This window comes from Mesorhizobium norvegicum (assembly GCF_004919685.1).
Classification (GTDB): domain Bacteria; phylum Pseudomonadota; class Alphaproteobacteria; order Rhizobiales; family Rhizobiaceae; genus Mesorhizobium; species Mesorhizobium norvegicum.
Window position 1 is genome coordinate 42,447 of sequence record NZ_SMYZ01000013.1, and the last position, 25,488, is coordinate 67,934.

The window sequence follows — 25,488 nt, forward strand, 5'->3', positions numbered from 1 at the left end:
GCCGCATGAATAAAGCCCGTGCTGCAAAGAAGTTGCCGAAGCTCTAATGAGGAGGCGACAATCCTTTTCCACCGACAATTCTGGGTGGTCCTTGCTTCCAGTATTCCGTTTCTGCTTCGAACGCGCGTGCAACTCTTAGGACAAGCTCATCGGCTCCGGGGCGGCCGAGAATTTGGATACCAACGGGAAGACTATCTGAAGAGAACCCTGCAGGAACTGACACACTGGGCAACCCAAACTGAGGCGAAATCTCAAGTGGACGCCAGTCGAAATCAATTTCGGACTCGGGTAATTCAGCGTCATAAAGCGGCTGTGGATTGACCGGCCACACCATAACGTCAAATCGACTAAAAAAATCGGCCATCAGCTTCCAACTTCTAGTGCGTTTCATCATCGCCAAAGCAATATCATCCGATGAATACTTGGTTATACGCGACACATGATTCACGAATTCTGGAGTGAACGCCTCCTCATTCGCCTCCTTGATCCCGCGCACGCCACTCCAGGTTTCCAGGGCGCACAGAATCCGGTACGCATCGTGGGCGTCGGTTAGATCCGGGCAGGCTTCCTCCACCAAACATCCGAGGCCTTCGAACACATTGCGACAATTATCTAGCACCGTCGCGATCATCGGATGAGTACTTGTTCCAGCAGGGGAGTAAGACCAGGCAACTTTAATGCCGGCAATTGCCGGGGGGGGGGTCAGTTCTGAAAAGCAATCGATCTTGCGACTCGTGGTCGGGGTCGATTTGTGGCTTCCACTTGAAATTAAAAGCATCAATGCAATGTCACTTATCGTGCGCGCCATCAGCCCAACTGAGTTTGCTACACTGTAAGGGTCGTAGGCAGGATGCCACGGAATAACAGCATGGCTCGGACGAAAACCAACAACATTACAGGCTGCCGCGGGACAACGGGCCGAGCCCCCAATATCGGATGCATCAGCGATTACCGTCATCCGCGCAGCCAAAGCCGCAGCGCTTCCCCCAGAACTTGCTGTTACTGTTTTCGAAAGGTTGTAAGGGTTGCGGGTTAGGCCGAAGACACTGCTAAGCGTCTGCTGACCGAAGCCAAACGGCGGCATATTGGTCTTAACAAACGGTATGGCTCCCTCTTCCCTGAGGCGGCTAACATGCGTGCTATCCGCTTTTGGTATTTGGCTCAAAGAGCCAACGCTGCCATGAGTAGTTCGTAGGCCTCGCACATCAAAACAATCTTTGACAGCATAAGGGACACCCTTCAGTAGCCCTCCCACGCCTGCGCCCGAGTCAGCGTCCTCCGCAGCCTTCAGGGCTTCTTCTCGATCGATATCAACAACAGCGTTAATGGCTGGATTCGCTTCATCAATACGCGCAAGATAGTGCTCCATCAGCTCCACAGCACCAATTTTCCGGCTTCGTACAAGATCTGCTATTTCGCTAGCAGACAGTGAATCGACCTCATAGGGATCCGATTTCATCTCAGAAGCGTGCCTTTTCTAAACCAAGAATTTGCTACAGTTACGAATGCAGGCTCACGTCTGCAGGTTGATGCCTTTCGCAGCAAGCTCTCTCCGGTGTTGCATGACCTTTGGAAGCCAACTAGGATCCATCTGCGGTGCCGACGAGAGGAGCAAGTCGGTATAGGGCTCGTAGGGCGGATTGAGGATGGCCTGCGCCGGACCCTGCTCAACGACCTTACCCCGATGCATCACGACGATCTCGTCGGAGATTGCTTTCACGGTATCCAGGTCGTGCGTGATAAAAAGATAGGAGACTGCAAGCTCATTCTGTAGGTTCTGCAACAGCTTGAGGATGCCCCCCGCGACCAGTTGATCGAGCGCTGACGTGATCTCGTCGCAGATGATCAGTTCGGGCTCTGCCGCCAGGGCGCGGGCTATACAGATACGTTGCTTCTCGCCGCCCGATAGATCGCCTGGGAAACGGTCAAGATACTTTTCCCCTAGTTCAATTTTATCAAGCAATTCGATGATACGATCTTCGCGCTTCTTGCCTGTCATCCCGAAGTAGAACGACAGCGGGCGGCCAATGATCTTGCGAACCCTGTGCTTCGGGTTCAGGGCGGTATCCGCCATCTGATAGATCATCTGCATGCGCCGGAATACCTCCTTTTCGCGCCCTTTCATGCCAGGCGGAATCAACTGACCCTGAAAGCGGACTTCACCGCCGATCGGTGGCAACAGGCCTGTGATTACGCGAGCGAGTGTGGATTTGCCCGAACCGGACTCCCCGACCACGGAGACGGTCTTGCCCCGCTCGATCTTCGTGCTGACGCCGTCGAGCACCACAAACTTGTTGCCATAGGCCGCTGTTACATTTTGGACTTCGAGGATGATATCCTGGTGGCCGTGGTCGACCGTTTCGCCTCGGTGTTTGCGCACGGCGAGAAGAGCTCGGGTATAGTCTTTCTTCGGACTATTGATCACCGCCCTCGTATCGCCGGTCTCGACTTCCTCCCCATGGCGCAGAACCATGATACGGTCCGCGATCTGCGCGACGATCGCGAGATCATGTGTAATGTAGATTGCCGCCGTGCCGTACGCCCCGATGACTTCCTTGATTGCGCCTAGAACTTCGATCTGGGTCGTTACATCCAAAGCCGTCGTTGGCTCGTCAAAGATAATAAGGTCCGGATTGCAGGCCATCGCCATGGCGACCATGCAACGTTGCAATTGGCCACCGGAGACCTGGTGCGGATAGCGGTTGCCGAAGTTCTCAGGATCGGGCAGATCGAGCCGCCTGAACAACTCCTTCGCCTTTTTCTCCGCCTCGGCATAGCTCATCAAGCCTTGCTGCACTGCGGTCTCGGCGAATTGGTGGATTAGCTTGTGGGCCGGGTTGAACGAAGCGGCCGCGCTTTGCGCGACATACGCGATCCGAGTGCCCCGCAGCTTCCTGAGCGTCTCCTGATCCGCGCCTACCAGCTCCACACCGTCGAATTCGATCGAGCCGGACGTAATTCGGCAACCCGGTTTGGTATAGCCCATCGACGCAAGGCCGATCATCGACTTGCCAGCGCCCGATTCACCAATCAGCCCCAGCACCTGGCCCCGGTCAAGATGCAACGATACGCCCTTAACGACCTGACGCCATTGCTCGTCTTGATAGCCCTCAATGAAGAGGCCATCTATCGTCAACAGCCGCTGGTTATCGCTCATGGCACGTCCTTGATGCCGGAGGCCTTGTGCAGGAACCAGTCGACAACGAGGTTCAAGCCCACTGTCAACAGTGCTATCGCCGCAGCCGGGATTAATGGCGTCAGGATGCCGAACGAAATCGCCGCCGCGTTCTCCCTCACCATGGAACCCCAGTCCGCCGTCGGCGGCTGCAGTCCCAGCCCCAAAAAACTCAGGGCGCTAATAAAAAGGAACACGAAGCAGAACCGCAGGCCGAACTCTGCAACCAGCGGCGACAGTGCATTGGGCAGGATCTCGTCTTTCATCACCCACCACAGACCCTCACCCCGCAAGCGGGCGGATTCGACATATTCCATCACCTCGATGTCCATCGCGACGGCCCGGCTGATGCGATAGACCCGCGTCGCACCGATCAGCGCGATAACGACAATAAGAACGGTTGTCGATGTCCCCATCACCGATAGCACCACAAGCGCGAAGATCAGCGTGGGGAAAGCCATTAGGATATCGACTCCCCTGCTCAGCAACATGTCGACCCAACCCTTCATCGTTGCCGCCAGGAACCCAAGCAGCGCACCCACGCCGAATGCCAGCGCCGTGGTCACCAGTGCCAGTCCAATGGTGTTTCGTGCTCCGTACATCAGCCGTGAAAAAAGGTCCCGGCCAAGCTGATCCGTCCCTAGGATCACCGGTGGATTATGGGGTACGGCCTCTGCCGACCACATCACCGGTTCCCAGACGTCACCAACAACCTCCGTTTCGCTGTATGGCGCGACCCATGGCGCAAAAAACGCGCATGCCACGTTGATCACAATAACCGCCAATCCTAACCGTGCGGACCAATTTACATGCTTCAATAGGTTGATCGCTGTACGCACTTTCGCCGCCCTACTTCGGATATCTATGTTTCGGATTCGTAACTATCGCCAGTACGTCAGCAATCAGATTTAACAAAACAAATATCGCTGCGAATATGAGGCTAATCGCTTGAACTACCGGCAAGTCGCGCTTCGAAACAGAATCGACTAGCAACTGGCCGAGGCCCGGATAGACGAACACCACTTCAATCAACACAACACCAACCAACAGGTATGCAAGGTTCAGTACCACAACGTTGATAATTGGAGACAATGCGTTTGGCAGCGCGTGGTTGAGAATCACCCGTCCTTTCTTGATGCCCTTCAAGCGGGCCATCTCGATATAGGGACTCCCCAGGACATTGATGATTGCTGCGCGTGTCATCCGCATCATATGCGCAGTTACAACAAATGTCAGCGTCATTACTGGCAACGCAATTACATAGAGTCTATCCCACAGCCCCATGTCCGGACTGACGCTCGCGAGACTTGGAAACACGGGGAACGTCACCGATAGCAACGCAACCAAGATATAGGCCACGAAATACTCAGGAACCGATATCAGACTCAATGTCGATATCGAGATTAACTTATCGAGATAGCTCTGACGATATAACGCTGCCATCAGTCCAAGCCCGACGGCAATTGGGATAGAAATAAGCGCCGCAGCACAAGCAAGAAACATTGTGTTGTAGAGGCGCGTCTCAATGAGCTCACTGATCGGCCTTTTGTTTGCAAGGGACGTCCCTAAATCCCCCTTTATGATGCCCGAGATCCATTGGAAATACCGCACGTGCGGCGGCAGATCCAATCCGAGTTCGTGCCGGAACGCGGCAACCGTCTCCGGCGTTGCAGACCGGCCCAAGATCGCCTGGGTAAGGTCCCCCGGCAGGGCTTGCACCGCGAGAAAGATCAATCCTGAGATCACGAACAGCGTCAGAACGCCGAATGCCAGACGCTTCAAGATCATCGTCGTGAGATTATTCAATGGTCGCTCCTGGAAACAGCGTCGGCGCGGTAGTGCTGGAGCAGACTGTCGAGCGCGGAATAAAGCAGAGACTTGGCCATTTCTGGTGGTATCCGACCCTCAATGTCGGCGCCTTGGAGAAAAACGCCATTGAGCGTTGAGACAAACAGAACTGCCGCCGTCTGCCTGCTGTCCGCTTTGACTAATGGACGAAAAGCCGCTGAAACGCTCGTAACAAACCGTCTGTGAAGGACCTGCTGTATTCTTCGATAACGATCTTTCAACAGACTCTGAGACAAGAAGTGTCGGAATATCGCGCAATTTTCAGGAGTATAAAATTCCGCGTCAAAATTCGCTTCAATGTACGACCGTAACGTTGCGATAGGATCGCCATTAGCAGGTCGATGCCGGCGCATTACGTCGGCCAATTCCCGGTACTGAAGTCGGATCGCCTCTTCAAGAAGGGCGTCTCTTCCACCGAACTGGTAATGCACGTTTCCGGGCGAGATACCCGCAGCCTTGCAAATGATCGAAAGGGGCGCCTCTGGACCGTATTTCGCGAGCGCGTCTCGCATCGCGCCCACCAACTGATCTCTGGTATTGCCCTTTTTGGGCACCAGAGAACCTTTCCCATTTTCTCTGCGGAAAGGCTTTTGCTTAAGCATTGGTCAGTTCACCTCTCGCTCTAGGACAAGCGCCACGCCTTGTCCAACGCCGATGCACATCGTGACCAGGGCGTATCTTCCACCACAGCGCTCGAGCTGTCTCGCTGCCGTCAGAGCCAACCTCGTCCCACTCGCGCCAAGAGGATGTCCTAGCGCGATAGCGCCCCCATTGACATTGATGCGGCTGTCGTCAGCTGAAATTTTCATCAGCTTCAAGCAAGCGAGCACCTGCGAGGCAAAGGCCTCATTCAGTTCAATAACATCGATCTTATCAAGAGTGAGGCCGACGCGCTGAAGAGCTTTTTCGGCGGCTGGAACCGGACCCAGCCCCATAAGGCGCGGCTCGACGCCGGCAACGGCACTGGACACGATCCTTGCCAAGGGCCTCATCCCGGATTTCTCACCAGCGGCCTTTGACCCGACAAAAATGGCAGCAGCACCATCGTTTACGCCGGATGCATTGCCGGCTGTCACAACACCACCCTCATAAATGCTTCTGAGCTTTGCTAGTCCTTCCAGCGTCGCGGAAGGGCGCGGATGCTCATCCTCCGCAACCTGAGTCTGATTTCCCTTTCGATCTATCACGAGAACAGGCGATACCTCACCGTCAAAGAATCCCGCGGACTTTGCCGCAGCATATTTTTGTTGACTGTTAAGCGCGAACAGATCTGAATCTGCTCGCTCAATTCCCACCTCTTTTGCAACAAAGTCTCCCGTTTCAGGCATCTGATGATCGCCATATGCGGAGACCTGGCGTGGGTTTGAGAATCTAGGGCCGAGCGTCGTATCAAAGATCGTCGCTGATCGATCGAATGCAGTCTCGGATTTGGGGATAACGAATGGAGCGCGGGTCATGCTCTCAACGCCGCCTGCCAGGAAAAGATCGCCGCGGTTCGCAAGAACCGAGTTGGCGGCCTCAATGACAGCGGAAAGGCCGCTACCGCAAAGGCGGTTAACTGTTTGCCCAGCCACCGAGATCGGTAAGCCGGCCATCAAGGCTGAGCGTCTAGCAATATTCCGGCTGTCCTCGGCTGCCTGGTTCGTACATCCAATCGTTACGTCTTCGATGTCATTTGGATCAAAGGCTGTGCTTTTCATCAACCGGCCAATCAAGTCGGCCAGGAGATCATCAGGACGCGCGTGGGCCAAGCCGCCGCCATGGCGGCCAAATGGGGTTCGAAGTCCGTTATACAAAAAAGCGTCAGCCATTTCGGCTCCTATGCAGCAAGGTTTGACGTCATTAGTGACACGCCGAGACGCGCTCGACGACTTAGCCAGAGGCTCGGGCGATACCGCGGGTCACCGGTTGCACTCACGAGGCTCTCAAGGATTTTGACGACTCGGTCGGCGCCCAGCTTGTCGCCCATATCCAAGGGACCAAACGGATATCCCAGCGCAACTTGTACGGCGCGATCAATATCGCCCGGCTCGGCAATGCCCAGTTGAGCGATCTCGGATGCGACATTGATGATGCAGGCAAGTATGCGCTGGACAATGAAACCAGGGCTGTCCGCGATGACGGTCACATTTCGCCCCGCTTTGATAAAAAGAGCGGCTGCGTCATCCCGGCTGGCCTTCGAAGTCAGCGGAGACGCCATGAGCGTCACCCTTCCTTCAAGGCCGAGCAGCGTATCGACGGCAAGTGTCCGGCTTGGATCCATGTCATGCCTCAACACCGTGGTCGTAAGATCCTCGCCCAACGGGGCGACAAGCGAAGGGCCGTCGCTGCCAGACAAACGATCCCGCTCTATCCTTAGATCAAATTGCTTGAACATTCCGGCGATGGTCGTTCTGGCCGCTTCATCAAGTCCTCCGAGGTACACGGCCTTCGGGAGCTCGACAGGTGTGACAGGTTCGTTAGGGTTTTGCCTTTCACCGCCCTGATACTTATAGAAGCCCGCTCCGGTCTTCCGCCCCAAAAGGCCAGCAGCAACCCGGGACGACACTTCTGGGATTGGGCGATGGCGCGGCTCTTCATAGAACCGCCTGTAGACGGATTCCATTCCCGCCAACGAAGTGTCGAGCCCTATCAAATCGAGGAGTTCAAACGGCCCCATTCGAAAGCCAGCAACATCTCGCATCAGATTGTCGATGTCAGCGTGGCCAGCGACACTCTCAGATAAAATGCGCAACGCTTCTGAGGTGAAGGCCCGCCCCGCGTGGTTTACGAGGAAACCGGGCGTATCTTTCACTCTGATTGGCTGATAGCCAATGCTGTCGATGAGCCGACATAGCGCGTCGCTGATCTGCTTGTCCGTGCGGATACCGGCGATGATCTCAACCAGCTTGAGTACGGGCACTGGATTGAAGAAATGGAGGCCCGCAACACGCTCGGGCCGCGCACATGCGGAAGCAATCTCGGTCACTGAAAGAGACGACGTGTTAGTAGCCAGAATGCACTTGTCACTGACTAGGCTGTCGAGCTTCGAGAACAACGCCTTCTTGGCACCGATCTCTTCGACAATCGCTTCGATGATGAGATCGCAGTCACTGAGCTGAGTTATATCGCCCACACCGGACAGATTTTCCTTGCACGCGGCAAACTGTTCCTGGGAAATACGCCCTTTGCTCACGCTCCGCTGAAGCATCTCGCAAACGTTTTCAACGCCTGAGACGCATGCATCAGCATTCGCATCGAACAACCGAACCTGAGCCCCACCCGTAACCATTGCCTGGGCTATTCCACGCCCCATCAGCCCCGCGCCGATGATGCCGACCAAACGAAGCGAAGAGCTCATTTACCCTTGAACTCCGCCTTGCGCTTCTCAATAAAGGCTCGAACTCCCTCCTGCGCATCCTCTGTCGCAAAGAGCAACTGAAACGCCTTGCGTTCCAGAGCCATAGCTGTGTCAAGGGAGACATCCATGCCCGCAAGCATGACCTCCTTGATCTGCATCACCGCCACCGGCGACATGCCGGCGATCTTGCGTGCAATCTCCAACGCTCGTTCCATGACTTTGTTGTCAGGAACGACCTCGCTGACCATGCCCATTCTCAGCGCCTCGTCGGAGGGGATAATCTCACCTAGCAGGGAGATACGCATCGCCTGGTACTTGCCCACGGAGCGAACCAGACGCTGAGTGCCGCCAGCACCGGGCATGAGTCCCAAACGAATCTCAAGCTGACCAAATTTTGCATTCTCGCCAGCGATGATCAGATCAGCGCTCAAGGCGAGTTCGCAACCGCCGCCGATAGCTGCGCCGTTCACAGCAGCTATCACCGGCTTGCGAAACTGGTTTACCGTGCGCCACATCTCCTGGGATTTCGAAAGCATTTCACCCATTGGACTGAGGCCGTCGAATTCCTTAATGTCCGCGCCGGAAACAAACACCTCGTCCCCACCGGTCAAGACGAGGACTTTGATTTTCGGATCTCTGTCAGCCTCGGAATACGCTTGCAGAAGCTGCGCGCGTAAAGCGAGATTCATCGCGTTCCGGGCATCCGGGCGATGCATCCTGGCGACCAGAATGCCTGCACTTGGTCTCTCCAAAACAACTTCAGACACTTCACTCTCCTAAATCTTAGTACCGAGACTGGCGTGCAACATTGCTACCTTCAAGCTCAGCAAGAATATTTCACTGTCTGCGCCTCGAAAGGGTCGACCACATCTTATGTTCGGCCCCGTATTCGGTTTATTTCGCTTTAGCTGGAAATCTCAAGGACACAGTCGACCGCGAAGGCGCCATTGCCAACCGAACGGACCATCAATGGATTGACATCGAGTGCAACAATCGGATTGTTCTGAGCAGCAGCTGCAATATTCGCTATCGCCTGGACTGCGGCTTCGAGATCACCAGCCGGTTTGCCTCTATAACCGCTGAGCAACTTGAATGCTTTTGTGGATTGAAGAGCCACGCGGATTTCATCGGGTTCGACAGGAAGTATGAGCTGGACTGTGTCTTCGAGAAGTTCCGTCAGCACACCGCCGCTGCCGAGCATCAGCACCACGCCAAATTGTGGATCGCGTTTGAGCCCCACGATCAACTCCGCGACAACGCCTGAAACCATCTCCTCGACGATAAATTGTGTTGGATTGGTAGGGACTCTTGCGAACATATCCTGCGCCGCAGCGATGACCTCTTCTGAACTGGAGAGATGCAGCCGAACTGCAGACAGTTCTGTTTTGTGGGTAAGCGTCTCACCGACGGCCTTCAGCACCACAGGGAACTTGACTGATGCAAGAGCGGTCGGAAGATCCGACAGATCGACAAGCATGCCCTCGGGAACATTTACGCCGATGCTTCGAAGCCACTGCTTGCCTTTCCACTCATCCACGACAGTGGTGCTTTCGCCCTCAGTCGAGGAAGGCAGCATGCGATTGTTCCAGATCGACTCTCTTTCCAATACGGTTTCGCGGCGCTCTCGATAGCGGACAGCATGAGCGAAAGCTGCGAAAGCATCCTCCAAACCTTGAAGCGCGGGGATGCCCCCTTCCATCAGGCGAGCCCTCGGCGCAGCCGGAAGTCCCTCAGGCAAATTGGACGCATACACGAACGGCTTGCCAGTCCGGTTCTTTGCTTCGATAAGTGCTTCGATTGCGGTATCCCAATGCCGCACTTCGATCTGGTGGAGACCGAAGGGGTGGTTGGAAATGAGCATGCCGCAATCGAAGACTTCAGATAGCATCGCTTGGTAGCAGGCTGTCTGCTGATCTTTGTTTCCCCACAGGGTGAGGCCCATGTCCAAGGGGTTCGCCGGTGCGGTGTAAGCCGATAGTCTTTCTCGCACAGAAGCACTTTGACGGTCGCTTAGATTTGGGAGCTCGACCCCATTTTTTTCGGCGACGTCCGCACTAATGCTGGAGTCCGCACCAGAGAATGTCATGACGGCCAATTTTCCGCCAGGCAACTTCTCAATCGAAGAAAACAGTTTCAGCGTCTCGATGAACTCCGACAGCGACGAAGTGCGCACTATACCGAAACGATCAAGGAAAGCTTCGAATACATCGTTCGGGCTGATCATAGCACCCGTGTGCGAACTGGCAGCTGCAGCGCCCTTATCCGACGTCCCGGCTTTGAGAACGACAACTGGTATGGCCTGTTTAAGGGCCCGCAAAATTGCCTTTTCGAAGGAGGCGACATCCTTCAGCCCCTCGATGTAGATGCCGATCGCGGATACCCGCTCATCGTCGAGCATAACGTCGACCAGATCCGCCATACTCGTGACGGACTGGTTGCCGACGTTGACCGAGTAACCGATCTTCAATCCGCGGTCGCTGGCAATGAAGTTGAGCGCGACCGTTCCGCTTTGCGCAATCATCGCAATGCCGCGATCAGGCGACACCTCGCCATAATTGCCTCGCGTCATAGAGGCACGGTCGAAGAAGTTCACAGCCCCGGTGCAGTTGGGGCCGATTATCGCCATGTCCCCAGCTGCCTCAGCAAGTCTGTTTTCCAGCAGAGCACCTTCAGCCCCGACCTCAGAAAATCCAGCGGCGTGACATACCGCACCAGCCGCTCCCCTTTTCGCCAAAGCCTCGACTACTTCAATCGTCTTGTTTGCATTGACGGCGATGAAGGTCGCATCTGGCGCTTCAGGCAGGGATGCAATGTCCGGATAGCATTTCACCCCTTCGATCTCAGTTTCTCGGGGATTTACTGCCCACAGCGAACCGACGAAACCGATCTGCTGTGCATACTTTAAACCGGGGCGAATTGCGTCGCCTCCGATATAAACGATATGTCTCGGACTCAAGAACTTCTTGAGATTGTCGCGACGAGAGGGGTTCAACATTTCCGTCCTACATCAGCTCGGAAAAGATTTCTGGGCCACGCTTCCGAAGTTGACGTCCCATGATGACCTTCTGAATCTCAGACGTACCTTCCCAGATACGTTCCGCTCGAACATCTCGGTAAAGACGCTCAACTGGATTTGAGCTTATGTATCCGCGACCACCAAAGATCTGGAGCGCCTGGTCGACAACCTTACCAGCCATTTCAGAGCAAAAGTACTTGACTGCACTTACGCGAGCGTGGGCGATCGTGCGATCAAGCCCGCTGTCGATTTCTTCCGCAACGCGGTACACCATGCATTTCCCCGCCATCGTTTGGGCGGCCATATCTGCAAGAATGAACTCGACTCCCTGGAAATCGAAAATTGGACGGCCGAACTGGTGACGCTCTTTTGCGTATTCCGTGGCCAGGGCTAGTGCTCGGCTGGCGACACCGACGCAACGAGCGCCGATCGCGGTCCGCGCCTCGACGAACCAGTCTTTTGTCAACTCGAATCCTTGCCCAATGCTTCCGAGCATGCGGTCGGCAGGGACTCGAACATTCGTGTATCGGACATGTGGGTGTCCGCGTCCGCCGCGGGTCATGAACTTTGGCTCGCTTACGATCTCGAAGCCAGGCGTCTTGAGGTCGATGATGAAGACCGTAGGTTTGCTGGGATCACCGTCGACGATGGTGTGCAACAGCGCTACATCGGCCCGTTCACACCCGCTGGCAAAAAACTTTTCGCCGTTGATCACATAATCGTCCCCATCGAGAACGGCACTTGTCCTGACCCCACCCGCATCGGAACCGGCAGTCGGCTCGCTGATAGAATACGGAATGAAGAGGTCGCCCGAACAAGCAGGCACTAGATAGGTTTGCTTCTGCTGCTCGGTTGCCTCACGCAGGCACAGCGGCGGCTGCCAGACGTGGTTCCACAAGCCACCAGTCGATTTTCCTACTTCTTCATTCACGAGACACTGCTCATAAATGTTATACCCTTGTCCACCAACCTCCTCAGGATGATTGATCGCATTCAGCTTATAAGCGAGGACTTGCTCCTTTATATGCTTGTGATCCCCAACTGTCAGATTATCGGTCTCTTCAAGATTGAGCTCCATCGGATAAAAAACTCTCTCCGTAAACTCGCGAGCGCGTTGTTGAATTTCTTTTCTTCGGGCCGACAGTGCCATTTTCTAGTCCTCTGATAAGCTTTCGATTTGGGTTAAGCGCAGCTCTTGCGCGTCAGGTGATGGAAATTGGCGCCGCGAGAGCGCTATGGACAGATGGTTCTCTGAGCGGCGCATGGTCAGTCAGACCGTGCGCCGCGAGCCGTCGCTTTGAGCAGGAGAGACCGCCTATTTTAGTACCGAGGCGGTCCAGCTAATCTCTTTAGCTATTTATCCACCAGCGCTCTGCGATTTTACCACCATCCAAGTCAAAGTTGCTGGCAATGACATCAGGATGTCCGACCTTGATCGAGTGAGCTCCGACGAAAGACGCAAAGACTGGGACTATCACACCCCCGTCGTCTGAAACAATCTGTTGCATTTCCCAATACATTGCTCGACGCTTCGCATCATCGAGTTCTGCACGAGCGGCGAGCAGCAACGTCTCAAACCGATCATTTGACCAGCGCGTATCATTCCAGGCCGAAGTCTTTGAATACCCGCTTGAGAACATGAGGTCTTCGGTAACATTGCCAGACCAATAGGCCATGCACCACGGTTTCTTCATCCATACATTCGACCAATACCCATCGTTTGGCTCACGGATAACGTTGATCGTGATCCCTGACTGTTTGGCCTGCTCAGCGAATAAGACGGCGGCATCAACCGCGCCGGCAAAAGCTTCGTCTGCTGCCGACAAAGAAACCGTAAGCCCTTCGGCGCCGGCTTTTTTCAGGTGGAAACGTGCTTTATCCGGGTCGTGGCTACGTTGGGGCAAGGATGTATTGACGTAACGATTCGCCCGCCCGATGGGATGATCGTTACCAAGGACACCATGGCCACGCAGGATAGATTTGAGAATGGCCTCACGATCGATGGCATATTTTAGAGCCAACCGGACATCAAGGTTGTCGAATGGCGCCACCGTGGTGTCCATCGGCATCGTGTAGTGAAGATTGCCCGCCACCTCCGTGATTGCGATCCCAGGCTTCTTGCTCAGCACAGCCACGATCTTTGGATCGCAACGATCCATGACATCAATGGAATTCGTCATGAGCGCCGACGCGCGAGCGGTGGGGTCTTGGATTGTGAGAAGCTCGATCGAATCGGCGAATGCCGCGTCGGCCTTGAAGTACTTTTCGTTTCGAACACCAATAGCGCGGACACCCGGCTCGTATGCTTCGAATTTATAGGGCCCCGTTCCGACGCCGGAAGCCCAGTCGACAATGCCATCCTTAGAGGGACAAATGCCAAAGGGGTAGTCGGCAAGGATATAAGCGAAATCGGCGTTTGCTGCTTCCAGCGTTATGACTACCGACTGCCCGTCGGCCTTTACGTCTGCGACCGGCTTCAAAAGAGCTTTCGCCCCTGACTTGGTGTCCTTTCCACGATGATGGTTGATTGAAGCCACTACGTCGGCAGGGTCGAGTGCCTTGCCATTGTGAAACTCGACACCCTTTCTGATTTCGAAACGCCAAGTCTTTGCGTCTGACGTCTCCCAAGACGATGCCAAATCTGGTTTCAAGCTGCCGTCCGCTGCAACAACCGTCAAAGCATTGCGGAGGGAGCCGAACGACCACACCTGATTGAAATTGCTATTGATCGTGCCTGGATCCAGGTCATCTGTAGTCGCTCCGCTGCCCAAACCAATCCGAAGATGTCCGCCTCGCTTCGGAGTTGCAGCCGCGACTGCGTTGGCCACGCCGGTGCCAGCGGCAACTGACAGCCCCATTGCGATAGCCCCTGACATAAATGTACGGCGATCAATCCGCCCGCGAGCTAGAGCGAGTGTTAAGTCTTCAATGCTGTTCATGACTTCTCTCCCATTTTGGTTTGCCGCAATTTTTTGTTCGGCAACTTAATAGCGCCTAACACTCTTTGCTTGTTCGTGCAAGCAAATTTGAGTATGCATCCATCATACTGATTTTATTGCTTCATTTTTGCTGTTACCGTTGCATGTGTTAGATTCTGACTCCGACAAAAGGGAACGGCCAATGACGATCTTCTGCACCTCACTGGCGCCGTGGTAGATGCGAGTTGCCCGTGCTCCTCTTTGCAGCCGCTCCACCACTGAGCCACGGGTTACGCCCTGGCCTCCAAAAATTTGCACGGCGGAATCGATGATGCGGCCTGCGGCTTCCGTTCCCGCAAGCTTCGCCATTGAGGCTTCACGCGTGCAGCGTCCGCCCGCCGTATCCTTGGACCAAGCGGCGCGGTAAACCGCGAGCGCGCCAAGATCGAGGTCACAGGACATGTCCGCAAGCTTTGTCTGCACGCCTGCGATTTCGGCCATAGCGGCATTGAAGAGCGTTCGTGTCTTCACCCGCTCCACGGTTTCGTCTAGCGCGCGGCGCGCCATTCCGATCGCGGCCGCGCCCACGGAGATGCGGAAAATGTCGAAGGTTGCCATGGCGATGCCGAACCCCCGGCCTGGATCGCCGATAATGTTGGCGCCAGGGATACGGCAATCGGTGAAGGTTAGGGACCCAACAGGATGCGCCGCGATCATCTCAATGGGTTCGCCCGCCATGAAACCCGCTGTCCCCACATCGACGATGAATGCCGACAGCCCTTTTGCGCCCGGACCTTCGCCAGTCCGCGCGACAACAATATAGTGGTCGGCGAAAGGCGCATTGGAGATAAAGGTTTTGTCTCCGTTCAGGATGTAGGAGTCACCATCACGGTCCGCCCGCATGGTGAGGTTCGCCACATCAGAGCCAGATCCACGCTCGGTCAGAGCGAATGCCGCTATGGCCTTGCCCTGACGGGCGGGGGCGAGATACCGCGCTTTCTGCGCCTCGCTCCCCTGCTGCCAGAGCGCGACGGTTCCTATTCCCTGCGTGGCGATTACGCAATCAGCAAGAGCCGAGTGGTAGGAGATCGCCTCCCGCGCGATACAGAGTGCCCGCACATCGATTCTTCCGCCGGGCTCGGGCACGACAAGATCCAGCAGCCCCGCAGCGCCGAGCGAGCGCGCAATCTCGCGACAGGCTTGGGGCATCTCAGATACTGAAACATCATCACGAATGGGAGAGCGCCAGGCTGATGCGCGCTTTGCGATCTCGCGGTGATGCGGATCGAAAAACGGCCATGGCCATAAGCTCCAGCGCTGCATGACTCATACCTTTTGTATGGCGGGCCATAACGTAACCAGTCCGATCCCTATCTAGCAGAAACACATATAATCTCAATAGAGAATATGTTTCTGTCGACAGAATTTGCCCGCGCGAGTCGGATGCTGCTGAACAGCGCAGCTTCAACTGCGGAGCAATGTTACTCGGCCATCCACCAGCAAACAGCGGGCGATGAGGCTGCTGCTGCACGCCGCGGCCAACGCTACTGCTTGCAGGCTCCGTGCTGCGCAGGGGTCGCAACGCTCATCGATCGGCTGAGCTAGGCATCCGGATTTCGGGAGGAACCAGAAATGAGAAAACTAAGATTCGGCGGGCTTCGGACTTAGAGTCCTCCAACCTCGACTTCAACTGCATGGACACGTCCGAACCTACGGGCCGCAGGCGATTCTAAATCGCTCAAGACCCTCGACCGTACACTCGACTCGGCCGGACTATGTACGACCCATCCACCGCATGGATCGATCCCCGCACCTCGATCGAAGATAGTGTCAGCGCCATGCCGAATTGGTCAAAAGGGACAAATCCGTGGTATCGGCGTGTCTAACGTCGGTCCTGACGTCTGCGCCATGCATCATAGCTTCATCCACTAGCTATCAGTGCTGCAAGGATGCTTTCTGTCTCTCCGCAGTGTTGAGGTGGAGATGCTGTCCCTTGCCGGCAGCTTGATGGGGTGGACGGCCCCCGACCCAGCGGCATCGCAATGTGCCAAGATGGCGTTGTCAAAGGACCATCAGAGGGAAGGAACCGTCCGCATGCAAGTTATCACGATCGGATTGGATATCGCCAAGAACGTCTTTCAAGTTCACGGCGTCGATAATGCAGGAAACGCGGTGCTCCGTCGAAAAGTTCGGCGCGATCAGCTTATCCCGTTGCTTCGCGATATGCAGCCGTGCCTCATCGGCATGGAGGCCTGCGCGACGGCGCACCATTGGGCGCGGGAGCTGATTGCACTCGGGCATGTGGTCAAGTTGATGCCGCCGGCTTACGTAAAGGCCTACGTCAAGCGCAACAAGAACGATGCGGCCGACGCGGAAGCGATCTGCGAGGCGGTGACGCGACCGACAATGCGGTTCGTGGCTGTCAAATCGGCGGATGCCCAGAGCATTCTGATGCTTCATCGGGCTCGCCACCTCTTGGTTCGGCAGCGCACAGCGCAAATCAGCGCGATGCGGGCGCATCTGGCCGAGTATGGCGTCGTCGCACCGAAGGGCCGGGCCCATGTCCGTGGTCTAATCGAAGCTCTTGACAAGGGCGATGGGCCGCTCCCCGCGATGGCGCGACAGGTTCTTATCCTCCTCGCCCGAACGATCGAGGGGCTTGGCGCGCAAATCCGGAAGATCGAGATCGAGCTTCTGGCGTGGTATCGCACGAACCAGGTCTGCCGGCGGCTTTCAACCATTCCCGGAATCGGCTTCATCACGGCGACCGCTCTCGCTGCCACCGTCGTCGACGCAAAAGTCTTCCGCTCCGGTCGTCAATTCGCTGCTTGGCTCGGCCTTGTTCCAAAACAACATTCCTCCGGTGGCAAAGACAGAATGGGAGGAATCTCGAAGATGGGAGATCGCTATTTGCGGCATCTCCTCGTCGTCGGCGCCACGGCGGTCATCCGATACACGCGGCGAAAAGCGACGACCGTCAGTACCTGGGCGAACCAGTTGCTCGAGCGTAAGCCGGCACGGCTGGTCACAGTCGCTGTCGCCAACAAGGTAGCGCGGATCGCCTGGGCGGTGATGGCGCGTGAGGAAAACTACCGCGCGACGCCGTCAATGGCTCGAAGGTAACAACGGTCGCGCGAAATGACATCCAGTTTGGGCAGGAGAGAACGACATCAGTGATGCAGATCCGGTCAAGCCGGGGATCGGGAGAACCTGAGTGATTCAACGCGCATCGCAGCGCGGCAGCTTGATGAGGGCCCGATCCACCGACACCATCATGGCCAGCGGCCTGAGACCGCACAAAAACAGGCCGAACACATGAATGAACCTGACCGCTTCAGTATTGCCATTGTCAGAATCTTCTTGCTCAACGGGGGCCGTCCACACATGAATCACCTTCGCACTTTAGAGGCCTGAGGGGCGCCGCCTCCTAACCGGCCCCAATATTCCAATCGCAAGCATGCGGAAATGCCAAAACTGACGAGAACCTTCAGGTCCTTTGGCAGGAATGCGGTGTAAGGCAGATCGCACGCACTCGCCTGCTCGATGCTCAAGAGGACGTCATCAATCCGATTCGGCAATGTAGGCGCCCTAAAATCCAACTTCCGCAGAAAAATGACTGTCACTTGCTCAGGGAAATCCCCTCAGCAAAACAATTTCGGGCCTCCTGAACGCGGCAACCGGCCGAGCAACAGCTTCTTCAAAGCGACGCAAGTCGCCCTAAATATCCCGAGAAAATCTTGAGATCTCGGATGATCGCCTCAGCCCTGTTAGGATCGTACTGGCCGGTAAACATATTCGCCGTCACCGCCATGATCGCATGGCCATTTTGATCGAGGATTGGCGTCGAAACGAGCACCGTCCCCGCATTGAAATAGCCATCATCAAGCGCCCACCCTTTCTCGCGTGCATCGGAAACCTGCTCCATAAACTCCTTGAAGGTGAGTGAACGCTCCCAGCGAATAGCATCGAACTGCTCCCGCAGATCCTCCTCGGTTGCGGTACCAAAAGCCGCAAAGACACGTCCAGCTGCACCAACTAAGAGCGGCAATCGCTGCCCTACCGTCATCTGTATCCGCATGGCGTTGCGGGTATGGGCAGTCATAATGAGCACCTTGCGCCGATTGCCGACTGGCTGCCAGAGCGTCACGGTCACTCCATGATCGTTGGCGATGCGCTCTATCATGGGACGGACGATTCCGACGTCACCGCCAATCGCGGTTGCGCCTTTAGCAATCTCCATGATGCCAAGGCTTAGCATGTAAGTTTTTGCAACCGGGTCGAACTGTACAAAATCGTGCATGGCAAGCGTGCGCAGTATGTTGAATGTCGTTGAAGTGTTTAGCTTGGCTTCCTTGGCGATGTGAGAAACGCCGACAGCCTGCTGCACGTCGCCGAGATAGTGAAGGATCTTGATCGCAGCGACGACGGCGCCTACCATCTTGCCGGAAGCCGTCCCGTCGCTGCTGATCTCTTTTGCAACGACTTTCCGATCGCGAGCTTGAGCCACTTCCTTCTTGGGCTTTGCAGCCCTTTCGGCAACTGCCGTCGTCTTACGCATCGTTGATCCTGATGTTGTCATCGCAGCCCATTCGAAGGCGACACCTTCGCTTATGTCACAATCATTCCACATAGAGAATAGACGAGCGCACGACAATTCGATAGTCTATTTTCTTTAGAGAATATGTTTCTCCATAAAGAATTCGCTTGAGTCTGCTCCGCGGAGAGGCTAACCAAAACTGGTTGGCCCGCTGGCGCCGATGTGCGCCCGCCAAGGAGGAAAGGATGAGACGCAAGATATTCGTGAGATCGTTCTTGTCAGCACCATGCTCCCGCAGGATTCGCGTAATCCGCATCAACAGACTCCCATGACGTCGGTGTTCCGCCTATTCCCGGATCTCCACGCCGCACCTGCCGCACCGCGCGACAATGCGGAGGCTCTGCGGGCCGAGGTGCGCGCTTTCGTGGCTGAGGAGCGTGACCGGGGCACTATCACTCCAGGCCGCCAAAGCTGGACAACCTACGACCGAGGCTTCTCCGAACGCTGTGCCGCCCGCGGCTACGTGGCAATGATCTGGCCGAAGGAATACGGAGGGCATGCACGCACGGCGTTTGAGCGATACGTCGTTTGCGAGGAGCTTCTTGCTGCGGGAGCCCCTTTGGGCTCGCACTGGATTGCCGACCGCCAGAGCGGACCGCAGATCATTCGCAACGGCTCCGAGCAGGTCAAACGTGACATCCTGCCCCGCATAGCCGCAGGTCAATGCACTTTCGGCATAGGCATGAGCGAGCCAGATTCAGGTTCAGACCTGTCCTCCATCCGCACCAGGGCTGAACGAGTCGATGGGGGCTACCGGGTTGAGGGGCGCAAGGTTTGGACCACGAATGCTCAGCATGCAGATTTCCTTATCGTCCTGTGCCGAACTGAGGCCCAAACTGAGGACCGCTACGCTGGCCTCTCTCAACTCGTCGTCCCCATGAAGGCGGAGGGCGTCTCCGTTCGTTCGTTGATCAACCTTGCAGGCGAGCATGAGCTGAACGAGGTTGTCTTCGACGGCAACTTTGTGCCCGAGGACCATCTGCTGGGCCACGGGGGGGACGGATGGAGGCTTGTCACGGAGGAGCTGGCATTTGAGCGCAGCGGTCCTGACCGTTTCTTGTCTACCTTCGGCGTCCTCTCGATCATGGCAAAGTCGACCGATGCCAAGCCTGATCGTTATGCGGCGCTTGAGATCGGCCGGCTAGTGTCGCGTCTTTCTGCAATCCGACAGATGTCGCTTACCATAAATGGGCGCCATGGGCGGGGTGAGCACGTGGGCGGCATGGCTGCGATGATGAAGGATCTAGGTACCGCTTTGGAGCAGGAAATCCCGGACACGGCGCGGCGTCTTCTGGACCTGCGTCCCAGCGAAGATGGGAACGAATGGGAAGGAGCACTGGCTTCCGCGATCCTCAATGCCCCCTGTTTCAGCCTGCGCGGCGGTACGCGTGAGATCCTGAAGGGTATCATCGCACGGGAGCTTGGCTTGAGATGAGCGAAACGGCACGAATGTTGGATGATACCGCCGAGCGAATGTTGGCGAGGCGGCTGCAGGATCCAATGGCGCGGCGCCTCGAGACACTCCGGCCCGCACTTTTCGCCGAAACCATCGAGGTGGGTCTTCCCCTTGCACTCGCACCGGAGGCCGAGGGCGGCCTCGGCGGCACCTTGTTCCAGGCGGGCGTGATCGCCTGGCGCTGGGGCTGGCACGCTGCGCCGCTGCCAATTGTGGAGGTGCTTCTGATCCCGAGCCTGTCATCGGCTTCGGAAGCGTGGATGGCGGGTCAACTGACGCTGGCCTCGACACCCGGCCTGGAGTTGTCAGGAGGTGCGATCTCCGGCAAGGCAATTGAGGCACCAGTTATCGGCGAAAGTTCTATAATCTTAGCCATCGCGACGGATGCGAAGGGCCATTCATGGCTTGTCGAGATCGACGCCATGCCGGCGGAAAAGATCCGTGCCCTAAGCGGCGAACCTTGGCTGCGGCTCGATGCCTCGGCGGCTCGTGTGCGCGCGAAACGTCCCTGCCCGGTCGAACCGGATACGGTCGCGGTGCGGGGAGCGCTTCTCACCTCAGCGGCGATGATGGGCGCCATGACCCGTATCCTCGAAATTGCAATTGAGTATGCCAACATCCGCAAGCAGTTCGGAAAGCCTCTCGGGAAATTCCAGGCCGTCCAGCATATGATTGCGGAAGCGGCTTCGGAGTATGCGGCTGCGCAAGCGGCGCTTGCTGCGGCCATCGAGGCGGAAGACGGCGGCAAGAGCCGCCCGCTGCTCTGGCAAAGTGCCAAGGCGCAGGCGGGACGCGCTGCCACCGTTGTTTCAGCAGTGGGCCATCAGGTCCTTGGGGCTATCGGCTTCACCGAAGAACATGTGCTCCATCACTATTCCAAACGGCTTTGGACTTGGCGTGACGAGTGGGGGCGGCAGACCGTGTGCGAAGCTGCCATCGGCCGCGCCGCCTGCGCTGATGAACACGGCCTGTGGAGCCACGTCGTCGATAATACTAGCACGATTGCCAATACTGGCGATTTGTGAGCCTGCTGCAAGGAACAATCCGTGAGCCATAACGCCGTCCTAATTGAACGCGATGGTCCTATTGCCATTGTCACTCTCAACGAGCCCGAAACGCGCAATGCCCTATCCGATCCTGTCATCGCAGGTCTTGTCGCGTTCCTGGAGGGCGCAAATGCCGATGAAAGCCTAGGCTGCATTGTCCTGACAGGGGCAGGCGAAAGTTTCTGCTCCGGGGGCAATATTAAGGACATGCACGAGGGCACGCATGAAATGTTTCGCGGCCGCCCTCACGACATGCAGGAGTCGTATCGAAAACACATCCAGCGAATTCCGATCCTGTTTCACAATCTTGATGTCCCCGTCATTGCGGCCGTCAATGGAACGGCCATCGGGGCAGGCATGGACCTTGCCTGTATGTGCGATATTCGTCTCGCGTCTTCAAATGCAAAATTTGCTGAAAGCTTCCTGCGCGTAGGCCTCATCTCCGGTGACGGCGGAGCGTGGTACCTTCCACGCGTGGTCGGCTATGCAAAAGCGATCGAACTCGCCCTGACCTGTCGTACGTTGAACGCAGAAGAGGCGGAGCGATGGGGAGTTGCCAGCCGTGTCGTGTCACCGGAGGCCCTGCGCGACGAAGCACTTGCGCTAGCCAGTCAGGTGGCCGCCTTTCCACTTCGTAGCGTTCGGTTGAACAAGCGCCTAATACGTCAATCCTCGCAGCTAAATCTTGCTGATAGTCTTGAACTCGCAGCCGCCTACCAATCAATCATACAGAACACCAACGATCAACGCGAGGCGGTGGCTGCACTGGTCCAGAAACGTAAGCCGAACTTTACCGGCAATTGAGAAGTGCTGTGGGTAAGGCATGCGCGACAACTCCGATGGCAGGTTCGGCTGGCAGTTGAACTAGTGCAGCGCGAACCATACCTTCTTGGTCCGTGCGCGTGGGAACCCCGTTCCCGGTCAGTAGATCGTGTATGGCAGTTCGCTGCGTCGGTTGTGGTCGATCACAATCGTGCTCTTGAGCGGCGGAACGGCACGTTGGATGCAGTTTATCCGCTCGCAAATGCGACATGAAACGCCGATAGGCTCGAACGCTGAGCTGTTGCCAAAATCGAGGCGGTCTGCGTAGACGAAATCGCCCGCATCAGAAATCTCGCATCCGAGCGCGATCGCATAGCGTCGATGAGGAGCGCCAAACCCACCGTCCGCCTTGGTGATTTCCGTGGCGATACTGAGATAACGCACGCCGTCCGGCGTCTCGGCCAGCTGGCAATCCATGCGGCCTGGGTTTTCGAACGCCTGATGAGCGTTCCACAACGGGCACGCTGCCCCGTATCGGGCGAACTGCAACTTCGCGGCGCTATGGCGCTTGGTGATGTTGCCGGCCCGGTCGATGCGCGCGAAGAAGACCGGCACGCCCTTTATCCGAGGCCTTTGCAACGTCGAAAGGCGATGCGCCACCTGCTCAAGGCTGGCGCCGAAGCGCATTGAGAGCAGAAGCAAATCATGTCGAAGTTCTTTTGCCGCGGCGAGGAAGGGACGGTATGGCAACATGAGCGCGCCGGCAAAATAGTTCTGGAGGCCGATCCTGCATATCTCCGCCCCTTCGGAGGTACGGAAGCGCGCTCGCTCGATGATTGCAACGATTTCCGCCCGGTGCTCCAAGGCCCCTATCTGGAATGCCATTTGAAAACTGCGCGTCGATGCAGGCGAATAAGAGTTCAAATACAGGACGCGCGCGGAAGCGTCGAAGCGCCTGATTACCCGCTCGGCACTGGCAGCACGCGCAGTGCGAACGTGATGATGCTGTTCCAGATGATCCGCCAACGCGGTACCGACATCTCGATCGGGTACGCCGAGAGCCTTGGCCAACTTCTCGGCTGCCGGGTCGAGCTCGTCGATGTAGTTGTCAACAAAATGAAAGAAGTCCCGGACTTCCTCGTAGGGTGTGGGTTCGGCAAAAGCATTGGTTCGGATTAGCTGGTCATCGAAGCTGGCAAGCTGCTCGCTATTCCTGCGATATGCCTGATGACAAGTGATCAGTGCATGGGCAAGAGACGGTGCGTTTTGGGCAACGAGCTTGAGTTCCTGAAATCCTGCTGAAACACCGCTGAACACGGGGTCAGCGAGTGCCTCGCTCAGTGCCGAGAGCAGCCGGTCGGCCTCACTGCCGCCGATCGAAGCGATATCGACCTGGAATTTTTCGGCCAGCGCAAGAAGCACCGCGGCTGACACCGGTCGCTGATTGTTTTCTATCTGGTTCAGATAGCTGGTCGAAATCCCCAGACGTTCAGCGAACACCGCCTGGGTGGCCTTGCTGGCCTCCCGCAGTTCGCGCACGCGGCGCCCAATGAAAAGCTTGCCGTTGGCCATTTGCAAATTCGCATGTTGCTATTTGCAGTTTTATACATTTCGCAACTGCACCCGGCAATCCTTTTCCATTCATATCCGACGAACTAATGCGGAGCGTAATTCCAGTGGAGGCGCTCATGCGATTGTGCAGCCAAACAAATCCGAGTTCGAGGCAAAGCCGGCACGCCGCGCCGCGGTTGCCGACGGCTTTGAACTTTGAAGCAAAGGCTGGCCGCTAATGCGAGCCGTGCTCGAACAACTCGAAATCCGTCGTGCGCAGGCTCGCATGGGCGGCGGGCAGAAGCGTGTCGATGCTCAACATGCGAAAGGCAAGCTGACCGCCAGGGAGCGCCTCGTGGTGCTTCTCGATGAAGGCTCCTTCGAAGAATACGACATGTATGTCACGCATCGTGCGACGGACTTCGGCATGGCTGAACAGAAGGTCGCCGGCGATGGCGTGGTCACAGGCTGGGGTACGATCAACGGCAGGCTCGTTTACGTCTTCTCACAGGACTTCACGGTGCTTGGCGGATCGCTGTCGGAGACACACGCCCAAAAAATCTGCAAGATCATGGACATGGCGGTGCGCAACGGGGCGCCCGTGATCGGCCTCAACGATTCCGGCGGCGCGCGCATCCAGGAGGGCGTTGCCTCGCTGGCCGGCTACGCCGACGTCTTCAAGCGCAATGTCGATGCTTCCGGCGTCATCCCACAGATTTCGGTGATCATGGGTCCGTGCGCCGGCGGCGCGGTCTATTCCCCGGCCATGACCGACTTCATCTTCATGGTTCGGGATTCCTCCTACATGTTCGTGACCGGCCCCGATGTGGTCAAGACCGTCACGAACGAGATCGTGACTGCAGAGGAACTGGGGGGCGCGGCAACACACACGCAAAAGTCCTCTGTCGCGGACGGGGCCTTTGAGAACGACATAGAGGCTTTGGAAGAGATCCGGCGCCTCTTCGATTTCCTGCCGCTGAACAATCGGGAAAAGCCGCCGGTGCGGCCCTTTTATGACGATCCCGAGCGGATCGAGTTGCGCCTCGACACGCTGGCGCCGGAGAGCGCCAACAAGCCCTACGACATGAAGGAACTGATCGCGGCTATCGCCGATGAAGGTGACTTCTTCGAACTTCAGGCCGCCTTCGCCCGCAACATCATCACCGGATTTGTTCGCATCGAGGGCAGGACCGTCGGCGTGGTGGCCAACCAACCCATGGTGCTAGCCGGATGCCTTGACATCGATTCCTCCCGCAAGGCGGCGCGTTTCGTTCGCTTCTGCGACGCCTTCGACATCCCGATCCTGACGCTGGTCGACGTGCCCGGTTTCCTTCCTGGCACCGCCCAGGAATATGGCGGCGTCATCAAGCACGGCGCCAAGCTCCTGTTTGCCTATTCCCAGGCGACTGTGCCGATGGTCACGTTGATCACCCGCAAGGCCTATGGCGGGGCTTACGACGTGATGGCGTCGAAACATATCGGCGCCGACATAAACTACGCCTGGCCAACCGCTGAAATCGCGGTGATGGGCGCAAAGGGCGCCGCCGAGATTCTCTATCGGTCCGAACTCGGCGATCCAGAGAGGCTGGCTGCTCGCACCAGGGAATACGAGCAGCGTTTCGCCAACCCCTTCATCGCCGCCGAGCGTGGCTTCATCGACGAGGTGATCATGCCGCATTCCTCGCGCAAGCGGATCGCGCGTGCCTTTGCCGCGCTGCGAGGAAAAAGCGTCGAGACTCGCTGGAAGAAGCACGACACCATCCCGCTTTGAGTATGCCA

19 protein-coding genes are annotated in these 25,488 nt (G+C 56.7%); 5 read left to right on the top strand and 14 right to left on the bottom strand.

Annotated features, from left to right (window positions below):
* Positions 1–43: 43 nt before the first annotated feature.
* The 12 genes from FCU66_RS06120 to FCU66_RS06175 form a co-directional block, all read right to left on the bottom strand.
* Complete coding sequence (locus tag FCU66_RS06120; RefSeq protein ID WP_136620285.1) at positions 44–1,459, bottom strand: amidase; 1,416 nt, start codon at positions 1,457–1,459, stop codon at positions 44–46.
* 54 nt (positions 1,460–1,513) lie between these two features.
* Positions 1,514–3,157 (bottom strand): ABC transporter ATP-binding protein, encoded by a 1,644-nt coding sequence (locus tag FCU66_RS06125; RefSeq protein ID WP_136620284.1) that lies wholly within the window; start codon positions 3,155–3,157, stop codon positions 1,514–1,516.
* On the bottom strand, positions 3,154–4,014 hold the full coding sequence (locus FCU66_RS06130) for an ABC transporter permease (protein WP_342778132.1): 861 nt from the start codon (positions 4,012–4,014) through the stop codon (positions 3,154–3,156). The genes FCU66_RS06125 and FCU66_RS06130 overlap by 4 nt, the downstream gene beginning before the upstream one ends.
* Positions 4,015–4,024: 10 nt before the next feature.
* A complete protein-coding gene (locus FCU66_RS06135) occupies positions 4,025–4,981 on the bottom strand; it encodes an ABC transporter permease (RefSeq protein WP_136620283.1) in 957 nt (318 codons plus the stop codon).
* Positions 4,978–5,625, bottom strand: a complete 648-nt coding sequence (locus FCU66_RS06140) for a TetR family transcriptional regulator C-terminal domain-containing protein (RefSeq protein WP_136620282.1) — start codon at positions 5,623–5,625, stop codon at positions 4,978–4,980. The genes FCU66_RS06135 and FCU66_RS06140 overlap by 4 nt, the downstream gene beginning before the upstream one ends.
* A gap of 3 nt (positions 5,626–5,628) precedes the next feature.
* Complete coding sequence (locus FCU66_RS06145; RefSeq protein WP_136620281.1) at positions 5,629–6,834, bottom strand: 3-oxoadipyl-CoA thiolase; 1,206 nt, start codon at positions 6,832–6,834, stop codon at positions 5,629–5,631.
* Positions 6,835–6,842: 8 nt separating this feature from the next.
* Entirely contained in the window at positions 6,843–8,363 is a 1,521-nt protein-coding gene (locus tag FCU66_RS06150) for a 3-hydroxyacyl-CoA dehydrogenase (protein WP_136620280.1), read from the bottom strand.
* Entirely contained in the window at positions 8,360–9,130 is a 771-nt protein-coding gene (locus FCU66_RS06155; protein ID WP_136620279.1) for an enoyl-CoA hydratase-related protein, read from the bottom strand. Before FCU66_RS06155 ends, FCU66_RS06150 begins: the two co-directional genes overlap by 4 nt.
* Positions 9,131–9,267: 137 nt before the next feature.
* Positions 9,268–11,355: an acetate--CoA ligase family protein gene (locus FCU66_RS06160; protein ID WP_168992025.1), complete on the bottom strand. Its 2,088-nt coding sequence runs from the start codon at positions 11,353–11,355 to the stop codon at positions 9,268–9,270.
* A 10-nt stretch (positions 11,356–11,365) separates the two neighbouring features.
* Positions 11,366–12,529: an acyl-CoA dehydrogenase family protein gene (locus FCU66_RS06165; RefSeq protein ID WP_136620277.1), complete on the bottom strand. Its 1,164-nt coding sequence runs from the start codon at positions 12,527–12,529 to the stop codon at positions 11,366–11,368.
* Positions 12,530–12,728: 199 nt separating this feature from the next.
* Positions 12,729–14,318: an ABC transporter substrate-binding protein gene (locus FCU66_RS06170; RefSeq protein WP_136620276.1), complete on the bottom strand. Its 1,590-nt coding sequence runs from the start codon at positions 14,316–14,318 to the stop codon at positions 12,729–12,731.
* A gap of 102 nt (positions 14,319–14,420) precedes the next feature.
* Complete coding sequence (locus FCU66_RS06175; RefSeq protein ID WP_136620275.1) at positions 14,421–15,620, bottom strand: acyl-CoA dehydrogenase family protein; 1,200 nt, start codon at positions 15,618–15,620, stop codon at positions 14,421–14,423.
* 771 nt (positions 15,621–16,391) lie between these two features.
* Between FCU66_RS06175 and FCU66_RS06180 the strand changes: the two genes are divergently transcribed.
* Positions 16,392–17,420 (top strand): IS110 family RNA-guided transposase, encoded by a 1,029-nt coding sequence (locus FCU66_RS06180; protein ID WP_136620274.1) that lies wholly within the window; start codon positions 16,392–16,394, stop codon positions 17,418–17,420.
* 574 nt (positions 17,421–17,994) lie between these two features.
* Here the strand turns inward: FCU66_RS06180 and FCU66_RS06185 are convergent.
* Positions 17,995–18,855 (bottom strand): IclR family transcriptional regulator, encoded by an 861-nt coding sequence (locus FCU66_RS06185; RefSeq protein ID WP_168992024.1) that lies wholly within the window; start codon positions 18,853–18,855, stop codon positions 17,995–17,997.
* Positions 18,856–19,162: 307 nt separating this feature from the next.
* Between FCU66_RS06185 and FCU66_RS06190 the strand changes: the two genes are divergently transcribed.
* From FCU66_RS06190 to FCU66_RS06200, 3 genes are read left to right on the top strand one after another with little or no spacing between them, the layout of a single operon-like run.
* Complete coding sequence (locus FCU66_RS06190) at positions 19,163–20,329, top strand: acyl-CoA dehydrogenase family protein (protein ID WP_136620272.1); 1,167 nt, start codon at positions 19,163–19,165, stop codon at positions 20,327–20,329.
* Positions 20,326–21,375: an acyl-CoA dehydrogenase family protein gene (locus tag FCU66_RS06195; RefSeq protein ID WP_136620271.1), complete on the top strand. Its 1,050-nt coding sequence runs from the start codon at positions 20,326–20,328 to the stop codon at positions 21,373–21,375. The genes FCU66_RS06190 and FCU66_RS06195 overlap by 4 nt, the downstream gene beginning before the upstream one ends.
* 21 nt (positions 21,376–21,396) lie before the next feature.
* Complete coding sequence (locus FCU66_RS06200) at positions 21,397–22,200, top strand: enoyl-CoA hydratase-related protein (protein WP_136620270.1); 804 nt, start codon at positions 21,397–21,399, stop codon at positions 22,198–22,200.
* Positions 22,201–22,317: 117 nt separating this feature from the next.
* Here the strand turns inward: FCU66_RS06200 and FCU66_RS06205 are convergent, their stop codons facing one another.
* Positions 22,318–23,730, bottom strand: a complete 1,413-nt coding sequence (locus FCU66_RS06205; RefSeq protein WP_136620269.1) for a helix-turn-helix domain-containing protein — start codon at positions 23,728–23,730, stop codon at positions 22,318–22,320.
* 217 nt (positions 23,731–23,947) lie between these two features.
* Here FCU66_RS06205 and FCU66_RS06210 point away from each other — a divergent pair, with 217 nt between their 5' ends.
* Positions 23,948–25,480, top strand: coding sequence for an acyl-CoA carboxylase subunit beta (locus tag FCU66_RS06210; protein WP_136620268.1), 1,533 nt, complete (start codon positions 23,948–23,950; stop codon positions 25,478–25,480).
* The last annotated feature ends 8 nt before the right edge of the window (positions 25,481–25,488 follow it).

Bases quoted from the DNA above. Each gene is read 5' to 3' on its own strand.
- FCU66_RS06210 (WP_136620268.1), top strand. From the start codon at position 23,948: ATGCGAGCCGTGCTCGAACAACTCGAAATCCGTCGTGCGCAGGCTCGC.
- FCU66_RS06120 (WP_136620285.1), bottom strand. From the start codon at position 1,459: ATGAAATCGGATCCCTATGAGGTCGATTCACTGTCTGCTAGCGAAATA.
- FCU66_RS06125 (WP_136620284.1), bottom strand. From the start codon at position 3,157: ATGAGCGATAACCAGCGGCTGTTGACGATAGATGGCCTCTTCATTGAG.
- FCU66_RS06195 (WP_136620271.1), top strand. From the start codon at position 20,326: ATGAGCGAAACGGCACGAATGTTGGATGATACCGCCGAGCGAATGTTG.
- FCU66_RS06185 (WP_168992024.1), bottom strand. From the start codon at position 18,855: ATGCGTAAGACGACGGCAGTTGCCGAAAGGGCTGCAAAGCCCAAGAAG.
- FCU66_RS06140 (WP_136620282.1), bottom strand. From the start codon at position 5,625: ATGCTTAAGCAAAAGCCTTTCCGCAGAGAAAATGGGAAAGGTTCTCTG.
- FCU66_RS06175 (WP_136620275.1), bottom strand. From the start codon at position 15,620: ATGCAGCGCTGGAGCTTATGGCCATGGCCGTTTTTCGATCCGCATCAC.
- FCU66_RS06205 (WP_136620269.1), bottom strand. From the start codon at position 23,730: ATGGCCAACGGCAAGCTTTTCATTGGGCGCCGCGTGCGCGAACTGCGG.
- FCU66_RS06190 (WP_136620272.1), top strand. From the start codon at position 19,163: ATGACGTCGGTGTTCCGCCTATTCCCGGATCTCCACGCCGCACCTGCC.
- FCU66_RS06170 (WP_136620276.1), bottom strand. From the start codon at position 14,318: ATGAACAGCATTGAAGACTTAACACTCGCTCTAGCTCGCGGGCGGATT.
- FCU66_RS06180 (WP_136620274.1), top strand. From the start codon at position 16,392: ATGCAAGTTATCACGATCGGATTGGATATCGCCAAGAACGTCTTTCAA.
- FCU66_RS06165 (WP_136620277.1), bottom strand. From the start codon at position 12,529: ATGGCACTGTCGGCCCGAAGAAAAGAAATTCAACAACGCGCTCGCGAG.
- FCU66_RS06145 (WP_136620281.1), bottom strand. From the start codon at position 6,834: ATGGCTGACGCTTTTTTGTATAACGGACTTCGAACCCCATTTGGCCGC.
- FCU66_RS06150 (WP_136620280.1), bottom strand. From the start codon at position 8,363: ATGAGCTCTTCGCTTCGTTTGGTCGGCATCATCGGCGCGGGGCTGATG.